The sequence below is a fragment of the Flavobacterium ajazii genome (genome assembly GCF_010614725.1).
GTDB lineage: Bacteria > Bacteroidota > Bacteroidia > Flavobacteriales > Flavobacteriaceae > Flavobacterium > Flavobacterium ajazii.
Genome location: NZ_JAAEHL010000010.1, coordinates 224,173 through 239,434, shown reverse-complemented (window position 1 = coordinate 239,434; position 15,262 = coordinate 224,173). Strand labels below are relative to the sequence as shown.

General features: G+C 34.3%; 18 protein-coding genes. All 18 read right to left on the bottom strand.

Features of this window, described 5'->3' with window-relative positions:
- Positions 1 to 215: 215 nt before the first annotated feature.
- The 18 genes from GWR14_RS18230 to GWR14_RS18150 all read right to left on the bottom strand — a co-directional run bounded on the left by GWR14_RS18230 (position 216) and on the right by GWR14_RS18150 (position 15,253).
- Positions 216 to 770, bottom strand: a complete 555-nt coding sequence (locus tag GWR14_RS18230) for a TPM domain-containing protein (protein WP_163410513.1) — start codon at positions 768 to 770, stop codon at positions 216 to 218.
- A gap of 182 nt (positions 771 to 952) precedes the next feature.
- Positions 953 to 1,681, bottom strand: coding sequence for a hypothetical protein (locus GWR14_RS18225; RefSeq protein ID WP_163410512.1), 729 nt, complete (start codon positions 1,679 to 1,681; stop codon positions 953 to 955).
- 139 nt (positions 1,682 to 1,820) lie between these two features.
- A complete protein-coding gene (locus tag GWR14_RS18220) occupies positions 1,821 to 2,858 on the bottom strand; it encodes a tyrosine-type recombinase/integrase (RefSeq protein ID WP_163410511.1) in 1,038 nt (345 codons plus the stop codon).
- Between the two features lie 299 nt (positions 2,859 to 3,157).
- Positions 3,158 to 3,547 carry a DUF5367 family protein gene (locus tag GWR14_RS18215; protein WP_163410510.1) on the bottom strand — a complete coding sequence of 130 codons (390 nt, stop codon included), beginning with the start codon at positions 3,545 to 3,547 and terminating at the stop codon, positions 3,158 to 3,160.
- Complete coding sequence (locus GWR14_RS18210; protein WP_163410509.1) at positions 3,544 to 4,392, bottom strand: Rossmann-fold NAD(P)-binding domain-containing protein; 849 nt, start codon at positions 4,390 to 4,392, stop codon at positions 3,544 to 3,546. The genes GWR14_RS18215 and GWR14_RS18210 overlap by 4 nt, the downstream gene beginning before the upstream one ends.
- Before the next feature lie 72 nt (positions 4,393 to 4,464).
- Positions 4,465 to 4,725, bottom strand: coding sequence for a helix-turn-helix domain-containing protein (locus GWR14_RS23925; protein ID WP_246236347.1), 261 nt, complete (start codon positions 4,723 to 4,725; stop codon positions 4,465 to 4,467).
- 86 nt (positions 4,726 to 4,811) lie between these two features.
- A complete protein-coding gene (locus tag GWR14_RS23920; RefSeq protein WP_246236346.1) occupies positions 4,812 to 5,342 on the bottom strand; it encodes a hypothetical protein in 531 nt (176 codons plus the stop codon).
- A gap of 153 nt (positions 5,343 to 5,495) precedes the next feature.
- A complete protein-coding gene (locus GWR14_RS18200) occupies positions 5,496 to 6,095 on the bottom strand; it encodes a nitroreductase family protein (RefSeq protein WP_163410508.1) in 600 nt (199 codons plus the stop codon).
- A gap of 87 nt (positions 6,096 to 6,182) precedes the next feature.
- Entirely contained in the window at positions 6,183 to 6,914 is a 732-nt protein-coding gene (locus tag GWR14_RS18195; protein WP_163410507.1) for a carbon-nitrogen hydrolase family protein, read from the bottom strand.
- Between the two features lie 114 nt (positions 6,915 to 7,028).
- On the bottom strand, positions 7,029 to 7,517 hold the full coding sequence (locus tag GWR14_RS18190; protein ID WP_163410506.1) for an SRPBCC family protein: 489 nt from the start codon (positions 7,515 to 7,517) through the stop codon (positions 7,029 to 7,031).
- Positions 7,518 to 7,767: 250 nt separating this feature from the next.
- Positions 7,768 to 8,181: a hypothetical protein gene (locus GWR14_RS18185; RefSeq protein ID WP_163410505.1), complete on the bottom strand. Its 414-nt coding sequence runs from the start codon at positions 8,179 to 8,181 to the stop codon at positions 7,768 to 7,770.
- Between the two features lie 76 nt (positions 8,182 to 8,257).
- Positions 8,258 to 8,851, bottom strand: a complete 594-nt coding sequence (locus GWR14_RS18180) for an NAD(P)H-dependent oxidoreductase (protein WP_163410504.1) — start codon at positions 8,849 to 8,851, stop codon at positions 8,258 to 8,260.
- Positions 8,852 to 8,974: 123 nt separating this feature from the next.
- The gene (locus tag GWR14_RS18175; RefSeq protein WP_163410503.1) at positions 8,975 to 9,364 is read right to left on the bottom strand and encodes a DUF1801 domain-containing protein; all 390 of its coding nucleotides are present in this window, start codon (positions 9,362 to 9,364) and stop codon (positions 8,975 to 8,977) included.
- A gap of 66 nt (positions 9,365 to 9,430) precedes the next feature.
- A complete protein-coding gene (locus GWR14_RS18170; RefSeq protein WP_163410502.1) occupies positions 9,431 to 10,039 on the bottom strand; it encodes a hypothetical protein in 609 nt (202 codons plus the stop codon).
- Positions 10,040 to 10,402: 363 nt separating this feature from the next.
- Entirely contained in the window at positions 10,403 to 11,791 is a 1,389-nt protein-coding gene (gene lpdA / locus GWR14_RS18165) for a dihydrolipoyl dehydrogenase (protein WP_163410501.1), read from the bottom strand.
- Positions 11,792 to 12,178: 387 nt separating this feature from the next.
- Positions 12,179 to 12,763 carry an NUMOD4 domain-containing protein gene (locus GWR14_RS18160; RefSeq protein ID WP_163410500.1) on the bottom strand — a complete coding sequence of 195 codons (585 nt, stop codon included), beginning with the start codon at positions 12,761 to 12,763 and terminating at the stop codon, positions 12,179 to 12,181.
- 224 nt (positions 12,764 to 12,987) lie between these two features.
- Positions 12,988 to 13,752 (bottom strand): LytR/AlgR family response regulator transcription factor, encoded by a 765-nt coding sequence (locus tag GWR14_RS18155; RefSeq protein WP_163410499.1) that lies wholly within the window; start codon positions 13,750 to 13,752, stop codon positions 12,988 to 12,990.
- Positions 13,753 to 13,933: 181 nt separating this feature from the next.
- Complete coding sequence (locus tag GWR14_RS18150; protein ID WP_163410498.1) at positions 13,934 to 15,253, bottom strand: RagB/SusD family nutrient uptake outer membrane protein; 1,320 nt, start codon at positions 15,251 to 15,253, stop codon at positions 13,934 to 13,936.
- Positions 15,254 to 15,262 lie beyond the last annotated feature (9 nt).

Genomic DNA, 15,262 nt, shown 5'->3' with positions numbered 1-15,262 from the left:
CGAAATATCCAGGTTTTAGCCAAGTTTTAAGCCAATGAATTTAAAGTGAAAAGGGAGGTTTTTAGACAGTTTGACGTTCTCGCGCTACACGCGGTTTGGGACTAAATTAGCGTTATTTTTCGGCTTAACCAAATTCTCACAAATACAAGACCATTTTTAAATTAAGCCCTTTGCCCAAATCGCTTGTAGCGTGTGTTGGCGGTAGTTTTTTCTATTTACAATTTTGATTTCAGAAGTTTAATAATTTCATTTAATCCATTTAGAGTTCCATTATAATATTCCCCTTTTCTAAATTCGGGAATAAAATAATTTTCGATTATTTCAGAAGTTTCTTTCTCTGTAATTATCTTTTCAATTCCGTTTCCATGTTCAATTCTTATTCTTCTATAGCCCTTTGATATAGTAATTAAAATTCCATTGTCTTTATCTTTTTTTCCAATTCCCCATGTTTGCGCAATGTGAAGTGATAATTTGTCAAAGTTTTCTTTTGAAGTTTTTATTGTATCAATAGTTACAATTCCAATTTCAAAAGTCGTTTCTTTTTCAAATTTGGTTATTATGCTGTCAAGTTTAGTTTGTTCCGCATCAGAATATAGATTTTCATAATCGTTTGTAAAACTTACAGATTTTGGCAAGTTTTCCCAAAATATTTTTCTGAATAACTCAACCGATTTATTTTTGAGACTATCATTTTTAATGACTTCTGTGTTTTGCGCATTCAAATTAATCGCAAAAAAGAATAGCAAAATATATTTAGAAATTTGTTTCATTAATTATGTTTGATTTAGTCCTTTCGGTCTCAAAATTACCGCCAACGTCCCGTGGCTTTGCGAAGTTTGGGGAATGGTTTGCCCAAATGTATGATTTTAAGATAATGTTTACAAATACAAAAGCAACATTAAATTAAGCCTTAAAGCCCAAATTTCGCAAAACCACTGTTGGCAGAAGTTTTTTAAAAGGTATTGCAATCTATTTGATAATTCAATTCAGTCAATTCAGTTTCGTTTGTTTGATATGGAATAGTTGGTGCATAATGAAAAATTGGACTGCTTGTATTATAATTTTCTATATACCAGAATTTAATATTTATTGCAGAATTTGGTCTAGTTTTTATTTCAAACGTATTTAAGTTATTATAAGTAAATTCTGTTCCGAAGTCATAATTATTATTATACTTTATTCCTGTAACTAATGGTGGAGTATGATTATTTAAAACTGTAAGGTTAAATTTTATTTTAATCGGAATCCAAGCATTTAAATTTAGAATATTATTTTGTCCTTCAATAAGATTAGACGTATCATAATCTCTATAAAATTCTCCCGTCGGCGATACGAATTCGTAAAAGTAATTATTATCTTCAGTTTCATTTAAAGTAATTCGATAACTTTCATCATTTCGTAAGTTGTACTTAAAATCTAACTGGTAATTTCCATTTGAATCTGAATGAGTAGTTGCAATTACTTTTGAGCAATAATTTGGACCAATTCCACCATCCGGACATTCCCAAACTTTTAATAATTTTATTTCAAAATTACTAACATTTATATTTCGATGATAATCTTTAACATTTCCTGAAATTGATGTAGGAATTCCAGGCAATTCTTCCCTGTTGTCATCTTTTTCACAAGAATATGAAAATAAGATTATAATTAAAATTACTAATGATTTAATTGCTTTCATCCTCAATTTTGTTTAAAATTTCTGCCAACTCATTTATATGCGAATAAATTCAACATGTTTTATTCCAAATTGGTATGTTATGCGCATGTTTTAGTTTGTGTTTTTGCGTTTTATTGCATTACAAAAATAAAATTATTTCTTACACATCAAAGGGGTTGGTTATTTTTTGCAAAGAATTACTTGTTACATGTGTATAAATCATAGTGGTTTTTGGACTGCTGTGTCCTAATAGATCCTGAATGTAACGCAAATCGGTTCCTGATTCTAATAGGTGAGTGGCAAAACTGTGACGAAGTGTATGCAAACTAATCCGCTTTGTAATTCCGGCTTTTCGGGCTGCTATTTGTAAAACGGCCTGTGCGCTTCGGCTGCTATATTTTTCTTTAAATTGACCTTCAAATAAATACAACTGAGGTTTGTATACGCTGTAATATTCTCGCAGCAATAGCAGGATTTTATTTGATAATAAGGTATAACGGTCTTTTTTTCCTTTGGCATTTTTGATGTGTATTAGCATACGCTGACTGTCAATGTCAGTGAGTTTCATATTTATGGCTTCACTGATTCGAAGTCCGGCAGAATAGATTAATGCAAGTAATGTTTTATGTTTTAGGTTGGTAGTAGAATCTATAATTTGCAATACTTCTTCTTTACTCAAAATGTTGGGTAAAGTTTTGGCATTTTTAGGACGAAAAATTTCTTCGGGGATTATTTTTCTGGATTCAATAATTTTAAAAAATAATTTTAGGGCGTTGATGATTTGATTTTGATAGGAAGCCGAAAGATTATTTTTTAAAATATAATCGTTGTTGTATCTTATAATATGGTTATTTGTAATTTCTGAAACCGGAAGTTCCCGATGAAATACCAGAAAGGATTTTAAGGCTTCTGTATATGTTTTAACTGTATTTGGACTGTATCGTCGGGAAGTAAGCCATTCAGTAAATTTTTGAATAGCTAAAATTCCTTCTTCTGATGGTAATGATAAGTATGCTGCCGGTATTTTAAAATGAATGCGATTCTGCTCATTGTCCGGTAAATGCCAGACTTTTAAGGTTTGGCTCCATTTTGCGCCTTCAAATTGTTTGATACGTTCAATTAATTTTGTGTTTTTTTCAAAATAGACAGCTATTCGAAGCTCTTTTTTATGAAGGATTAATTTGGATGACCAGTTCATTTTTTTAAATTAAAATAAAATTAAATATAGGAATTTTCTGTTTGTTTTGATGAAATGTTTCAGGATAGGAATTGAATTTTGAAATGTTTCTGAATTGTAAAGCAAAGTTTATTATGAAACCTAAAGCCGCATGAGGGATAGCAGCGGTATCTCCCGATTTAGAAAAACAAGGCTTTTTTGCCGTAGTTTTTGTTAATCGGGAATTTAGCGAATAGCCCGACCCGCTTTTTCTGCGGGGCATGCCATAAAAAAATCCGACCTGCTTGTCGCAAATCGGATTGGTGTAAAAATGAGACTTGTTAGTTTTGGCTCACGGAGGTATTTCGCTTTAAATATACATACACCGTGAATACATTGATAACTGCCAGAATCCACAACAAAGGATTGCTGAAAAAGGTCTGATAACCGTTTCCCTTTGGGATTTCAATAAACGGAACGGTTACCAAAAGATCCAGAAGCAGTGCGGTACCCGTGATGACGATTCCGGCTTTTAAACCCGATTTTTTTGCTGCTTTTTTGTAATAAAACCAGGCAGCAGACCAGGCATAGAAAATAATCGTAAATGCAGCAATGAAAGCCTGCACAGTTTCTGATTCCTTAAAAAACGGAATGTGTTCCAGAACGTAAAAAGTCATCACAACACAAAGCCATGCAATAACGCCTGCCAATAGGGCTCTTGGATAATTCATGGTGCTGCTACCAGTTTAGGAGCATCCCAGATACCTGTTTGTGCTGTTTCTTTTACGTAGTTGGTGAAATCTTTGGCTTTTCGGCCCAGAACTTTTTCTATATCATTGGTGATGCTGGAATTTCGGCCATCCAAAACTTCAGTGAAAAGATAATTTACCAGCCAAAGTTCATCTTCCGGAACCTGATATTCACGAAGCATACCGATGTATTCGTTTACAGAAAGCGACTGAAACTGAATTTCCCTTTCTGTGATTCGGGCTATTTCTGTAATGGCCTCTTTAAAGCTGAACAATCTTGGACCGGTAAGATCGTATGTTTTTCCGTTGTGTTTATCGTTTAAAAGTGCTTCGGTTACCACAGCCGCAATATCATCGGCATCGGTAAAAGGTTCCGGTGTTTCGGCGCATGCTATGGCTACGTAACCTGCCAGGATAGGTTCTAAAAAGATACTTTCGCTAAAATTCTGACTGAACCAGCTGGCTCTTACAATCGTCCAGTTTTTTGCGGTCGATTTTACAATTTCTTCGCAAACCTGTGCTTCTTTTTCACCTCTTCCAGAAAGAAGTACTATCTTCTGAACGCCTTTCTGAGTGGCCAGCGTTGTAAATTTCTGAATGGTTTCGGGCGCTGACGGAATGGCCAAATCGGGCTGAAAAGTGATATAAACCGTATCAATGCCCTCAATTACTTCAGACCATGTTTCCGGATTTTCCCAGTAAAAAGGGGGGATGCCGTTTCTGGAACCGATATAAACTTCGGCGTTGTTTGTTTCTTTTAACAGTTTCGTTACCCTGCGGCCGGTTTTTCCGTTTCCGCCAAGGACTAAAATTTTCTGATTTTCCATTTTTATATGATTTTTGATTAATGATACTGCAAAGTTGCACGGATCATAATCAAATCATTTGTCGGAAAAGAATTAAGATTTGTTTGAAAGGAATTGTTTTTTTACTTCGTTGGGTCTTGAACCAAACTTTTTCTGAAAAGCATTAGAAAACGAACTCAGGCTTTCGTAGCCTACTTCCCAGGCCGCTTCCTGAACAGTTTTTTCGCTTTGTGAAAGCAGTTCATAAGCCTTGTTTAACCGTTCTTCGTGAATGTATTTGTAAATCGGAATCCCAAATAGCTCTTTGAAATTCTTTTTTAATTTGGTACTGTTAAGTCCGATGAGCTTTGACAATTCTGAAATAGTAGGAGGTTTAGAATACTGAGTACTTACGATATCTTTTGCCTGAAAAAGTTTCTCTTTGTCTTTTTCGGTCAGTTCTACTTTTTATCATCAGACAAAAGGGCAAAATAATGTGACAGTAATTCGTTGACCTGGCTTTTTAAAAATAACAGCCTTGTATTACCGGAGTAGGTAGTATTAAAAATCTTCTGAACGGCAAGCTGCATGTCGAGCGTCATAAAGAAGGTAGGGCCTTTTACAAAATGCTCCTTTGGATTTAATAACTCAGGCAGCTGTTTTTCGAAGATTTCTTTTTCGACTTGTGAGAGGGTATGCAGGTTTTTAAGTTTCGTAAAAATACTAATGGACTGCAGCGGTTTGTCGGGAGCAATTTTATGGGCAAATTCTACTTTTTGATTGCCAAAAAAAGAAATCGCCAGCCCGGTTGTATTCGTTAAATATTTTGTCTGATTATTATGTTTGATTTCTAACTCTACATTGCCAGAGCCATAAAAAGCAAAACCAACCGCATCTCCGTCAATCTCACATTTCTGAATAAAGGTTTTCTCTGCATTCGAATGCTCAATCAGGACGATAAAATTGTTTAATTCTATGATGTCGGTGGTCATTAACGAGTGTGGTTTTGTTGGTTAGATTTTAATCAAATATAAAAAAAATCATATTATTGAGTTGTCAGGCTGAGCGGAGTCGAAGCCCCTTTGTATTCATATAGCCTTCGACTCCGCTCAGGATTACATTGGGAATTTCAGCCACTTAAGAAACTAAATACTCTCAATCACACTGTCCAGTAATCTTCTCGATTTTGGCATTATTTCAATTCGGTTAAAATCATCTTCGGCACCATAACCCACCGCCATGGCAAATAATGGTTTAAAAGCCGACATATTAAGGATTTCCTTGTATTTGTCAGATTCGATACCTTCCATAGCGGTAGAATCCAGACCTAATGCAATACTGGCTGTTAAACCAACCCCCAGAGCAATATACACTTGCTGTGACAACCATGTTTTTATATCAGCTTCAGGCTTACTTGCCTTAATCTGATTGTACCAGTTTCTGCGGGCTTCCGGTAATTCGGTATCGACTATTTGCTGAAAAGCATCCAGATCATCAGCAACGCTAAACACAACTACAAGCTGTGCCTGATTTACTTTTTCCTTATTATGCATCGAAACTTCGGCTAATTGTGCTTTAACTTCCGGATTTTGCACAAATGTAAATTTCCATGGCTGAATATTTATAGAAGAAGGACTCAGGTATAAAACCTCTTTCAAAGCTTCAATTTTTTCTTGCGGAATAGCCTTATCAGCGTTGTACTTTTTCGCAGAGTATCTTTTTTTCATTAATTCCAAAATATCCATGGTGCTGTATTTTAACGTTTTTAGTTTTATAGACTGCAAAGTTAATTTTATAACCTGAATATTTCGACAATTGTAATCATCGTTTTGTTATAGATATCTTTCAATTATCTCCTCGCTTTTGGTGTCTATAATAATTAGACCTTCATTTTTGTTGTTCAATTGTCCAATTAATGCTCCTTGTTTGTTCCATACAGAAGTCTTACCTGCACATTCATATCCGCCGGATTCACCTGCAAAGTTTGACATCAATGCATACATATTGTATTTCTTTGCCGTTTCTGATATTCTTTTGATGTCTTTGTCTACACTTTCAACGGAGTTTAAAACACTGGCAATATAGATGTTTGCTCCATTTTTAAAAGCTTTTTCGGCATGTTCCGGAATTGAAGTTTCATAACATATTGCAATTGCAATTTTATCGTCATTTTTAACCAAAGGAAGAATATTCTCTCCAGCGGTGAAATAGTGTTCTTCTCCTGAATGCAAATATTGCTTTGAATAAATTTGTCTTTTATTGTTTGGCTGAAAGATGATCATACTTATGTAAATTCCTTTATCGGTTTTAAAAGGAATTCCAACACCAATAATTATTTTATTGTTATCACTAATAACTTGAAAGTCATTTAGACTTTCATCATTTAAGTCAGCTATTGATAAGCTATTAGCTAATTCTGGTTCATAGCCTGTTAATGAAAGCTCAGGGAAAATAATCATGTCAGCCTGACTGGATACTGCAATTTTAATAAGGCTTTTGTGTTTTTCAATGTTTTGTGGAATGTTTCCTTTAATTGGAATTGTTTGTGCGGCACAAATTTTCATTAAGTTAAAATTTAATTACAGTTAAAAGTCAGAAAAATGAGCTGTTTTATCATAAACAAATATAGGGAAGTATTGTTCGAAAATAGCTTTTTAGTATCTTTTAAAGAAAAGAAATTATTCACCGGCACTCAGTTTTCTCTCATTTTCTGTCCGGGGTTTCCCGCTTGCATTCGGTTCGCCTTTGCCTGTTGTAATCAGCTTTTTTAGACTGTTCTGAATATAATTGGTCCAGGCATCCCTGCAAATGTCAAAGCATTCATAATCAGGAATCAGACCAACGTGCGTAAACCTGAGTTCAGTTTTACCGTCTTTCTCCGTAATTTCAAAAGTTGGTTTTGTACCTGTCCATTCGGTTTCGTCTTCTGTAAATTTAAAATAGTTTTCCTCCACCAGCCAGACGATTTTCTGGTTCGGAATTACTTCTGCCAATCTAACTTTGCAGCGGTGGATATCTTCGTAATGATAGTAAAATTCATCATTCAGTTTTGCCGAATTGCCTTCAATTTCTTCCGACCACCAGCCCCGAACGTTTGTTAAAGCTTTAAAAACGGCTGAGGGCGACTGGTCAACCTGTATTAATGTAGTAAAATCTGATGCATTCATTTTGTGTGTTTTAAATAGTTATTACGCAAATTTAAAGCTTAAAATTCAATAGGTTAGGGGCGTAAAAGGACAACTTTAGCATCAATTCGGACAATTTGTATGATGAAGTCAAGAAGCAGAAACATTCATTTTCATCAGAGCCCTTTGTCCTGCTGTCCGTTAAATCTTTTGTGGCAAACCCTGCCACAAAAGTATACCACTGCCATCAGGGCTAAGTCAGACTTTTATCATTTATAAGACCTGAGAAAGACTATTTTATGCGCTCATATTCAGATGTAGAGCAATCAACGCACTCTTGTCTTAAATAGAGTTTTTTGTCAATAATTTCAAAAGACTGATCAATGAAAGCCTCAGCGGTATCTGAATTCCCTTTATCGATTACAATTATTTTTCGTTTGCCGCCAAAAATTGATGGTTTCATTTGAATAGAAAACTTTTGGGTTTTGGACAGATTGCCATTTATGTAAGTTTTTAAAGTAGTGCCGGAGAATTCAATAATCATTGTTTGATTCAGCTTTTCAGGAGTTAATGATCCACCAAAACCTCCGGAGGTAATAATCCAATTCCATTTTCCTTTTAGATTATTTTTAGAAGATACATCATTACCATCATTACTGCAGGAAGTAAGGGCAGCAAAAATCAATAGTAAAATAAAGTTTTTCATCGGTTAAAATTTTAGGTTAGTTTATTTAACAGATATATGTTTTGCTAAATGGTTGCGTAGTAGTTGATTAGGATTTTTAAGAAAGCTCTTTAATTTTTGTAATAATTTCTTCAATTTGCTGCATATGATGGCCGATCACTTTTTCTAGTTCTAAAGTTCCGCCAAGTATAAGCATTTCTTTTTGTTCGAAGCGTTTTCCGAGGCGATCATTCAGCATAATGTTTTGCATGCTTTGTGCAATTCCAGTTTCATTTAAAAAAGCATTCGGATGACCGGCTGTGCAAATTATAAGTCCTAATTTCAGGGTTTTCATTTTAGGAAACAAGTCGTTTTGTCCGTACGCATATCCTACTGAATACACCCTGTCAAACCATCCTTTTAGCTTTGCCGGGCAATCGCTCCACCAGACAGGATACAGAAAAATAATGCAGTCGGCTCTTTCAATCTTGGCATGTTCAGCTAAAACATCCTGCGGAATTGGAAGCTCTGTTTTGATAAAACCTTCTCTTTCATATTCGGTTTCAGACATGTCGCTCTGAAAATTCATTTCGTACAAATCTGAAACTTCAAAATTAAGGTTTTGTTTCTGCAACACAGCTTTCAGACGTTCAAAAACCTGAAACGTATAGGATTTTTTACTCGGATGGCAGTAAACAATTAGTGTATTCATTTTGGGTAAGATTAGTTATTTATTTTTTGACATTGTAATTGACATTGTAATTGACATTGTAATTGACATTGTAATTGACATTGTAATTGACATTGTAATTGACATTGCAATTGCAATTGAAATCTATTTTAAACGAATCAAAACTCCTTTACGTTTCACAATATTTTTATAATCCCACTGAATTTCTCTTGCCTTCTGCAGCCAACGGTTTATATCTTCAGGATTGATCTGTTCAGCATTTGTATAGCGAAATTCAGCTGCTTTAAAAGAACCTTCATTCGAAAGCAGCTCTTCATCAAACGACTGACCGCTCCAGAACAACAGGCGTACACTGCCTTTTAATTTGCTGTACCCCACAATTGGATTTCCATCCAGAAACCAGACCGGATGTGCATGCCAGATTTTGTTTTCGGCATCTGACAGATTTTTATGGATGATTTCGGACAGTTGATTACAGATTTCTTTGTCCGGACTGTTTTGTGAATTGTTATATTCCTGAATTGCTGTGTTCATAATCATTCATTTTTAATTACGAAATAATTATATCTATAGTAAAAATTTTACTCAATTTTTATTTTTTCAAGCTTTGAAAAAGAGTTCTTTTAGATCGTGATGATTCAAGTCTGATATATCATTTTTATAACTTTTTTTCCAAAATCGTTCTGTAGATTTCAATGAAGAGTTTGGGATTTTAGAGCCTACATTTGATAGTATGGTATCAATTACTTCCTTATTTTTATTATAAAATGTTTTTTTTATTGCAAACAGTAAGCCTGTTTCATCAGGGAATTGAAAAGCATTAATATAAACATCCGGATAGGTTCCTGTTTTTTCGTAATGATTCCAATCGGGACACCAAATTTCGGTATTATAAAAGTTTAATTGTTTTTGTGTTTTGTGTTTTTCTGTCCATTTAATATTATTTTCAAGATTCCATTTCATACGGCCAAATCCCAACCATTTATTTTCATGTTCGAAAGATTGGAAGGTTCTTATAAAAGTTTGATTTTTATATTTATTCAGGCTTAAAAGTAAATCTATTTCCGGATATATTTCTTTCCAGTTTTCCCAATCATTAATACAGTAATTATCGACTGTACTAATTTTAATTAAAATGTGCTTAGAGGGTAAGATGGTATCTAATGTTTTTGAAGATTGTGCTTTGAAGTATTTCCAGAAACTTTGCATATATGTGATTAATGTTTTTGGTAAAGTTGGTTGCGTTTGAATATTGATTTGTTATTCTTCAAATTTATTTATTTTTTCTTACAAAGCATTAGAATGATTCTTTCTTCATAGGTGCTTTTGGATTATGATGGAACTGCATACCAAAAAATATGGTTATGAAAACGATTTTGTATGAGGGATAGCAGTGGTATCTCCCGGTTTAGAAAAACAAGGCTTTTTAGTCGTAGTTTTTGTTAATCGGGAATTTAGCGAATAGCCCGACCCGCTTTTTCTGCGGGGCATGTCCATAAAAAAATCCAGTCTGTCTGCACAAACCGGATTTTATAAATTGAAAATTATATGTAACCGTAAAACGGTATATTATTACAAGTGAATTACTTCGCCGTAAGCATCAGCAACCGCTTCCATAACCGCCTCGCTCATGGTTGGGTGAGGGTGGATTGATTTAAGGATTTCGTGACCGGTAGTTTCCAGTTTACGGGCTACAACTGCCTCAGCAATCATGTCTGTAACTCCGGCACCAATCATGTGGCATCCTAACCATTCTCCGTATTTAGCATCGAAGATTACTTTTACGAATCCGTCAGCATTTCCGGCAGCTTTTGCTTTTCCAGAAGCTGAGAAAGGGAATTTACCAATTTTTAATTCGTATCCTTTTTCCTTAGCCTGTTTTTCAGTTAAACCAACAGAAGCAATTTCAGGAGTTGCGTAAGTACATCCCGGAACGTTTCCGTAATCGATTGGATCTACGTGTAAACCTTTAATTTTTTCCACACAGTTGATTCCTTCAGCAGAAGCTACGTGAGCCAAAGCCTGACCAGGAGTAACGTCTCCAATTGCATAGTAACCAGGAATGTTTGTTGCGTTGTAAGCGTTTACTAAGATTTTATCACGGTCTACAGCAATACCCACTTCTTCTAAACCTATATTTTCGATGTTTGTTTTGATTCCAACTGCAGAAAGTACGATGTCTGCTTCAAGGATTTCTTCTCCTTTAGCTGTTTTTACAGTTGCTTTTACACCAGCTCCGGAAGTATCTAATTTCTCAACAGAAGAATTAGTCATTACTTTGATACCAGCTTTTTTCAACGATTTTTCAAATTGTTTTGAGATATCTTCGTCTTCTACCGGTACAACGTTTGGCATAAATTCTACAATAGTAACATCTGTTCCCATTGAGTTGTAAAAGTGAGCGAATTCAACTCCAATTGCGCCTGAACCTACGATAATCATAGATTTTGGCTGTGTTGGCAATGTCATCGCCTGACGGTAACCAATTACTTTTACACCATCCTGAGGTAAGTTTGGCAGCTCACGAGAACGTGCACCAGTTGCTATGATAATGTGATCAGCGCTATATTCTGTAACTTTATTGTCTTTATCAGTAACGTCAAGTTTTTTTCCAGGTTTCAATTTTCCGAAACCTTCAATAACGTCAATTTTGTTTTTTTTCATCAGGAAAGTAACTCCTTTGCTCATTCCTTCTGCAACTCCACGGCTACGCTGAATAACAGCAGGGAAATCTTTATCGAATTCAGAAACTTTCAATCCGTAATCAGATGCGTGTTTTAAATAATCAAAAACCTGAGCAGATTTTAATAATGCTTTTGTTGGGATACATCCCCAGTTTAAACATACACCACCTAAGTTTTCTTTTTCAACTACAGCTACTTTAAAGCCTAATTGTGATGCTCTGATAGCTGTAACATATCCGCCGGGACCACTTCCTAAAACAATAACGTCGTATTTCATTTTTTGCTTATTTATTTGTTATTTGTAAAAATGCAGTCGCTAACGCTCGTGTCATTTTTTTGGTTATTTAGTTTTACTATTGAAATTGAGGCTTGTTTTTCCGAAACTCTTTTCCAATTATTCACGATTATTTGTGCCTGCGAATTTAAGGATTTATTTTAAAAAAACACTTGTAAATTTGTTTTTACCCATGCAGATTTTAGTCTTTTCACAGAAAATGGGGGAATTGTTAATTGTAAATTGTGAATTATGAATTGTAAATTAAAATTTTGAATATAAATCTGAAAAATGAAGGATGTGCAAAAAAAACAAAGCCCAGGAACTTTTACAGCTCCCAGACTTTGTTCAGCGTGATATCATTAATAATTAACCATTAACAATTCACAATTAAACTTTTACGTGTCCCCAGTTTTCACCGCTGGCAATGCGTCTAATCTGCATTTCGCTTACGCCAAATTGTTTGGCAATCATTTTTAGACGGGTTTTTTGCTCCGGACGGGCTAATATTTTTTTGATGAGCATTACTTTGGTAGTAGTCAGTTTTCTGCCGTCTGATTTTATATTGTGTTCAATCAGGTTCTTTTTGGCCTGAATAACATGTGGACTTTTACGGCTGTGTGCAATCATTTCGGCTCTTGTGGCCCAACGGAGATTGCTGACATCATCGTTGTTTCGAACATAATCCAAATGAAGGACATACGTTTGCTCTTCTGATTGTTTTGGGATAAAATACTGGGCAACTAATTTGTAGAGAAAAAGGTATTTATTGATAATTCTATCATCCTGTCTGATTTTGAATCTAAAGGTAGGGTAGCCATCGCTCAAACCTCCTTTTAAGATACGCCCGTTTTGTATATCGTCTGTATAACTAATTAATCTTCCTTTGTTTGAAATCGCGTATTTAAATTGTAAGGACTCGTTGATTTCTATTTCTTTAAATTCTTCATTTGGATAAAATCTAATCTGTGGCATATTCTTTTACATTTGAAATTTTAGCATCCCCAAAGATACAATTTCAAAGAAAAACAAAGCTATCTATTTGATTATGAGGTTGTTTTTTATGATTCTTATAACGTTATTTTAACGTTTAAACTGTTTTTAGCCATTTTTGAATCCGTTTTTAAGTTAAAATGCAGATAATCAGGGTATATTTAGGATGTGGGAATGTGAGATTTTAAGAAAAAACCAGTTTTTAATTATTGATCCAGCCAGTTTTTAAAGTTGTTGATTTCTTTTTTGCTGATCATTATTGGCTCATTTTCGAGGGATGGAACTGTAAGGATCAGTTCGATTTTTTGATTGGAATGTTTTACAACTTCTTTTATAATATTACGGTTTACAATATATTTTCGGTTTATTTTAAAAAATATAAACGGATCGAGACAATTTATGATCTCTGTAATTGTGTTGTTGTACAAAAAACTATTTCCTGAATTTACACAGATAAACAAATGTTTGCCTGAAGCTGCAAAATAAGTAATCTCCGATTCATTTACAGAAATGAGTTTATAACCGTGATTTACTAAAAAATGACGCTGTATTTTGCTTGTTTCCGGGGTTTCAATTGCAACCAGAGACTGTAATGTGGCATCAGCATTAAAACTGTCTTTTATTTTTTTGAACTTGATTAAGGCTTCTAGTAATTCTTGTTCTTCAAAAGGTTTTAAAAGATAATCAATCGTAAAATGTTTGAAGACAGAAATAGCGTATGCATCGTAAGCTGTAATAAAAATGACAGGGCAGGAGACAGCTGCTTTTTCGAAAATTTCAAGACTTTTTCCATCCCCAAGATGAATGTCCATAAAAGCCAGATCAACATTGTTTTCGCTAAAAAAAAGGATTGCTTCTTTTACAGATTTTAAAACAGTAATGTTTGCAATCTGTAAAATATCCTGCTGTTCTAAAATAGATTTCAGATAACTGGAAGCAAGGTATTCATCTTCAACGATTGCAATTTTCATTTGGCTTAGGGGTATAAATTTCATTCAGGATGAAGCCTGTCATTCATTTTGCAAATATAATTGACTCCTGATTTTTTCCAATAGTTTTTTTAACGGTTTTTATTAAATGATTAAACGGGAGAAATTTAAAAGAAAAAAGGCCCAGTTTTGCAACTGGACCTCTTTCCGGATTTAATAGGTATTATAGATTGGGATTATTTAATCTCGCGTTTGCCGGGTAAATAATGGTATATCGCGGATCATTTTGTATTAATGTAAAATCTTCTCCATTGAAAGTGTGAACGATTTGTTTTTGAGAAGTTCTTCTCAAATCAAACCAGCGTTGTCCTTCAACTGCAAATTCACGTTGTCTTTCTTCTAAAATGAAGTTTGTTAAATCTGCTGCATTCATTGCATTAACATCATTTTCAAGCTGAGTATAAGCAGCTGCTGTGTATCTGTTCTTGATGAAACTTAAAACAATCGTTTTAGCATCAGAAAGATTATTGAGTTTTAATAAAGTTTCTGCTTTTGTCAGATACAATTCAGAAGTCCTGAATGAACATTTTTGTTCATCATTTCCTGCTTTTTGGATTCTGTAACGGCTTCCGCTTGCTAAAAAGTAAAGAGGAAAACGTAAATCAGTTGATTTATTATAAGCTGCAATTAATTCTGGTGAAGCATATGAAGCTCCTTTTAGTCCATTTATATAAGTAAGTTCAAGAGCTAAAATAGATTCTTTTGAGTCATATTTAGTTGCAAAAACAGGAGTTGTTTTTAAATCAACTAAATTGCTGTTGATAGCTAAAGCTTTGTTTGCAGCGTCTAAAGATTTTTGCCATTGTTGCTGGTATAAGTAAATACGGCTTTCTAAACTGTATAATGCCACTTTAGAAAAACGGTAGTTTTTACCTGTTACCTGAGAATCTACGTTAATAAAATCTTTAGCTTTTTCAGTATCAGAAATAATTTGGTTGTAAATTACTTCAACACTTTGAGGAACGTATGCCTGCTCTAAATCTATTTCTAAAGCCAATGGAACTCCTTTATCTGAACCAGCTGTTGCAGCATTATAAGGTTTTCCGAAAAGGTTAATCAAATCAAAGTAAGCCATAGCTCTTAAAGCGTAGGCTTCTCCAACTAATTGATTTTTTTCCGGAGATTCAGCTAATTTTTTAGACGCTTCGTTAATGATAACGTTTGTGTAAAAAATGACAGTATACAAATCCTGATATGGGAAAGTAATTGTTATTTGATCAGGATTAGTATCTTTCCAGGTATAAATATCTTTATAAACATTAATCTCATCACTAAACTCATTCATTGTTAATTCGTCGGTACGAACTGCTGTCAATGATTTATGCTCCGGATAAACAGTATATCCTTGTGTTAAAACTGCACGAAATTGATCTAATGTTTCCGGAATAACTCGCCCAACCGGAGTAATGTCCAGATAATCATCACAGCTGCTTACTGCAATAGCTGCAACGAAAAGTACTATATATTTTGAGAATTTTTTCATCTTTAAAAT

Coding starts and splice junctions, on each gene's coding strand:
- GWR14_RS18230 (WP_163410513.1), bottom strand. CDS start 770: ATGAAACAAATTTCTAAATATATTTTGCTATTCTTTTTTGCGATTAAT.
- GWR14_RS18225 (WP_163410512.1), bottom strand. CDS start 1,681: ATGAAAGCAATTAAATCATTAGTAATTTTAATTATAATCTTATTTTCA.
- GWR14_RS18220 (WP_163410511.1), bottom strand. CDS start 2,858: ATGAACTGGTCATCCAAATTAATCCTTCATAAAAAAGAGCTTCGAATA.
- GWR14_RS18215 (WP_163410510.1), bottom strand. CDS start 3,547: ATGAATTATCCAAGAGCCCTATTGGCAGGCGTTATTGCATGGCTTTGT.
- GWR14_RS18210 (WP_163410509.1), bottom strand. CDS start 4,392: ATGGAAAATCAGAAAATTTTAGTCCTTGGCGGAAACGGAAAAACCGGC.
- GWR14_RS23920 (WP_246236346.1), bottom strand. CDS start 5,342: ATGACCACCGACATCATAGAATTAAACAATTTTATCGTCCTGATTGAG.
- GWR14_RS18200 (WP_163410508.1), bottom strand. CDS start 6,095: ATGGATATTTTGGAATTAATGAAAAAAAGATACTCTGCGAAAAAGTAC.
- GWR14_RS18195 (WP_163410507.1), bottom strand. CDS start 6,914: ATGAAAATTTGTGCCGCACAAACAATTCCAATTAAAGGAAACATTCCA.
- GWR14_RS18190 (WP_163410506.1), bottom strand. CDS start 7,517: ATGAATGCATCAGATTTTACTACATTAATACAGGTTGACCAGTCGCCC.
- GWR14_RS18185 (WP_163410505.1), bottom strand. CDS start 8,181: ATGAAAAACTTTATTTTACTATTGATTTTTGCTGCCCTTACTTCCTGC.
- GWR14_RS18180 (WP_163410504.1), bottom strand. CDS start 8,851: ATGAATACACTAATTGTTTACTGCCATCCGAGTAAAAAATCCTATACG.
- GWR14_RS18175 (WP_163410503.1), bottom strand. CDS start 9,364: ATGAACACAGCAATTCAGGAATATAACAATTCACAAAACAGTCCGGAC.
- GWR14_RS18170 (WP_163410502.1), bottom strand. CDS start 10,039: ATGCAAAGTTTCTGGAAATACTTCAAAGCACAATCTTCAAAAACATTA.
- lpdA (WP_163410501.1), bottom strand. CDS start 11,791: ATGAAATACGACGTTATTGTTTTAGGAAGTGGTCCCGGCGGATATGTT.
- GWR14_RS18160 (WP_163410500.1), bottom strand. CDS start 12,763: ATGCCACAGATTAGATTTTATCCAAATGAAGAATTTAAAGAAATAGAA.
- GWR14_RS18155 (WP_163410499.1), bottom strand. CDS start 13,752: ATGAAAATTGCAATCGTTGAAGATGAATACCTTGCTTCCAGTTATCTG.
- GWR14_RS18150 (WP_163410498.1), bottom strand. CDS start 15,253: ATGAAAAAATTCTCAAAATATATAGTACTTTTCGTTGCAGCTATTGCA.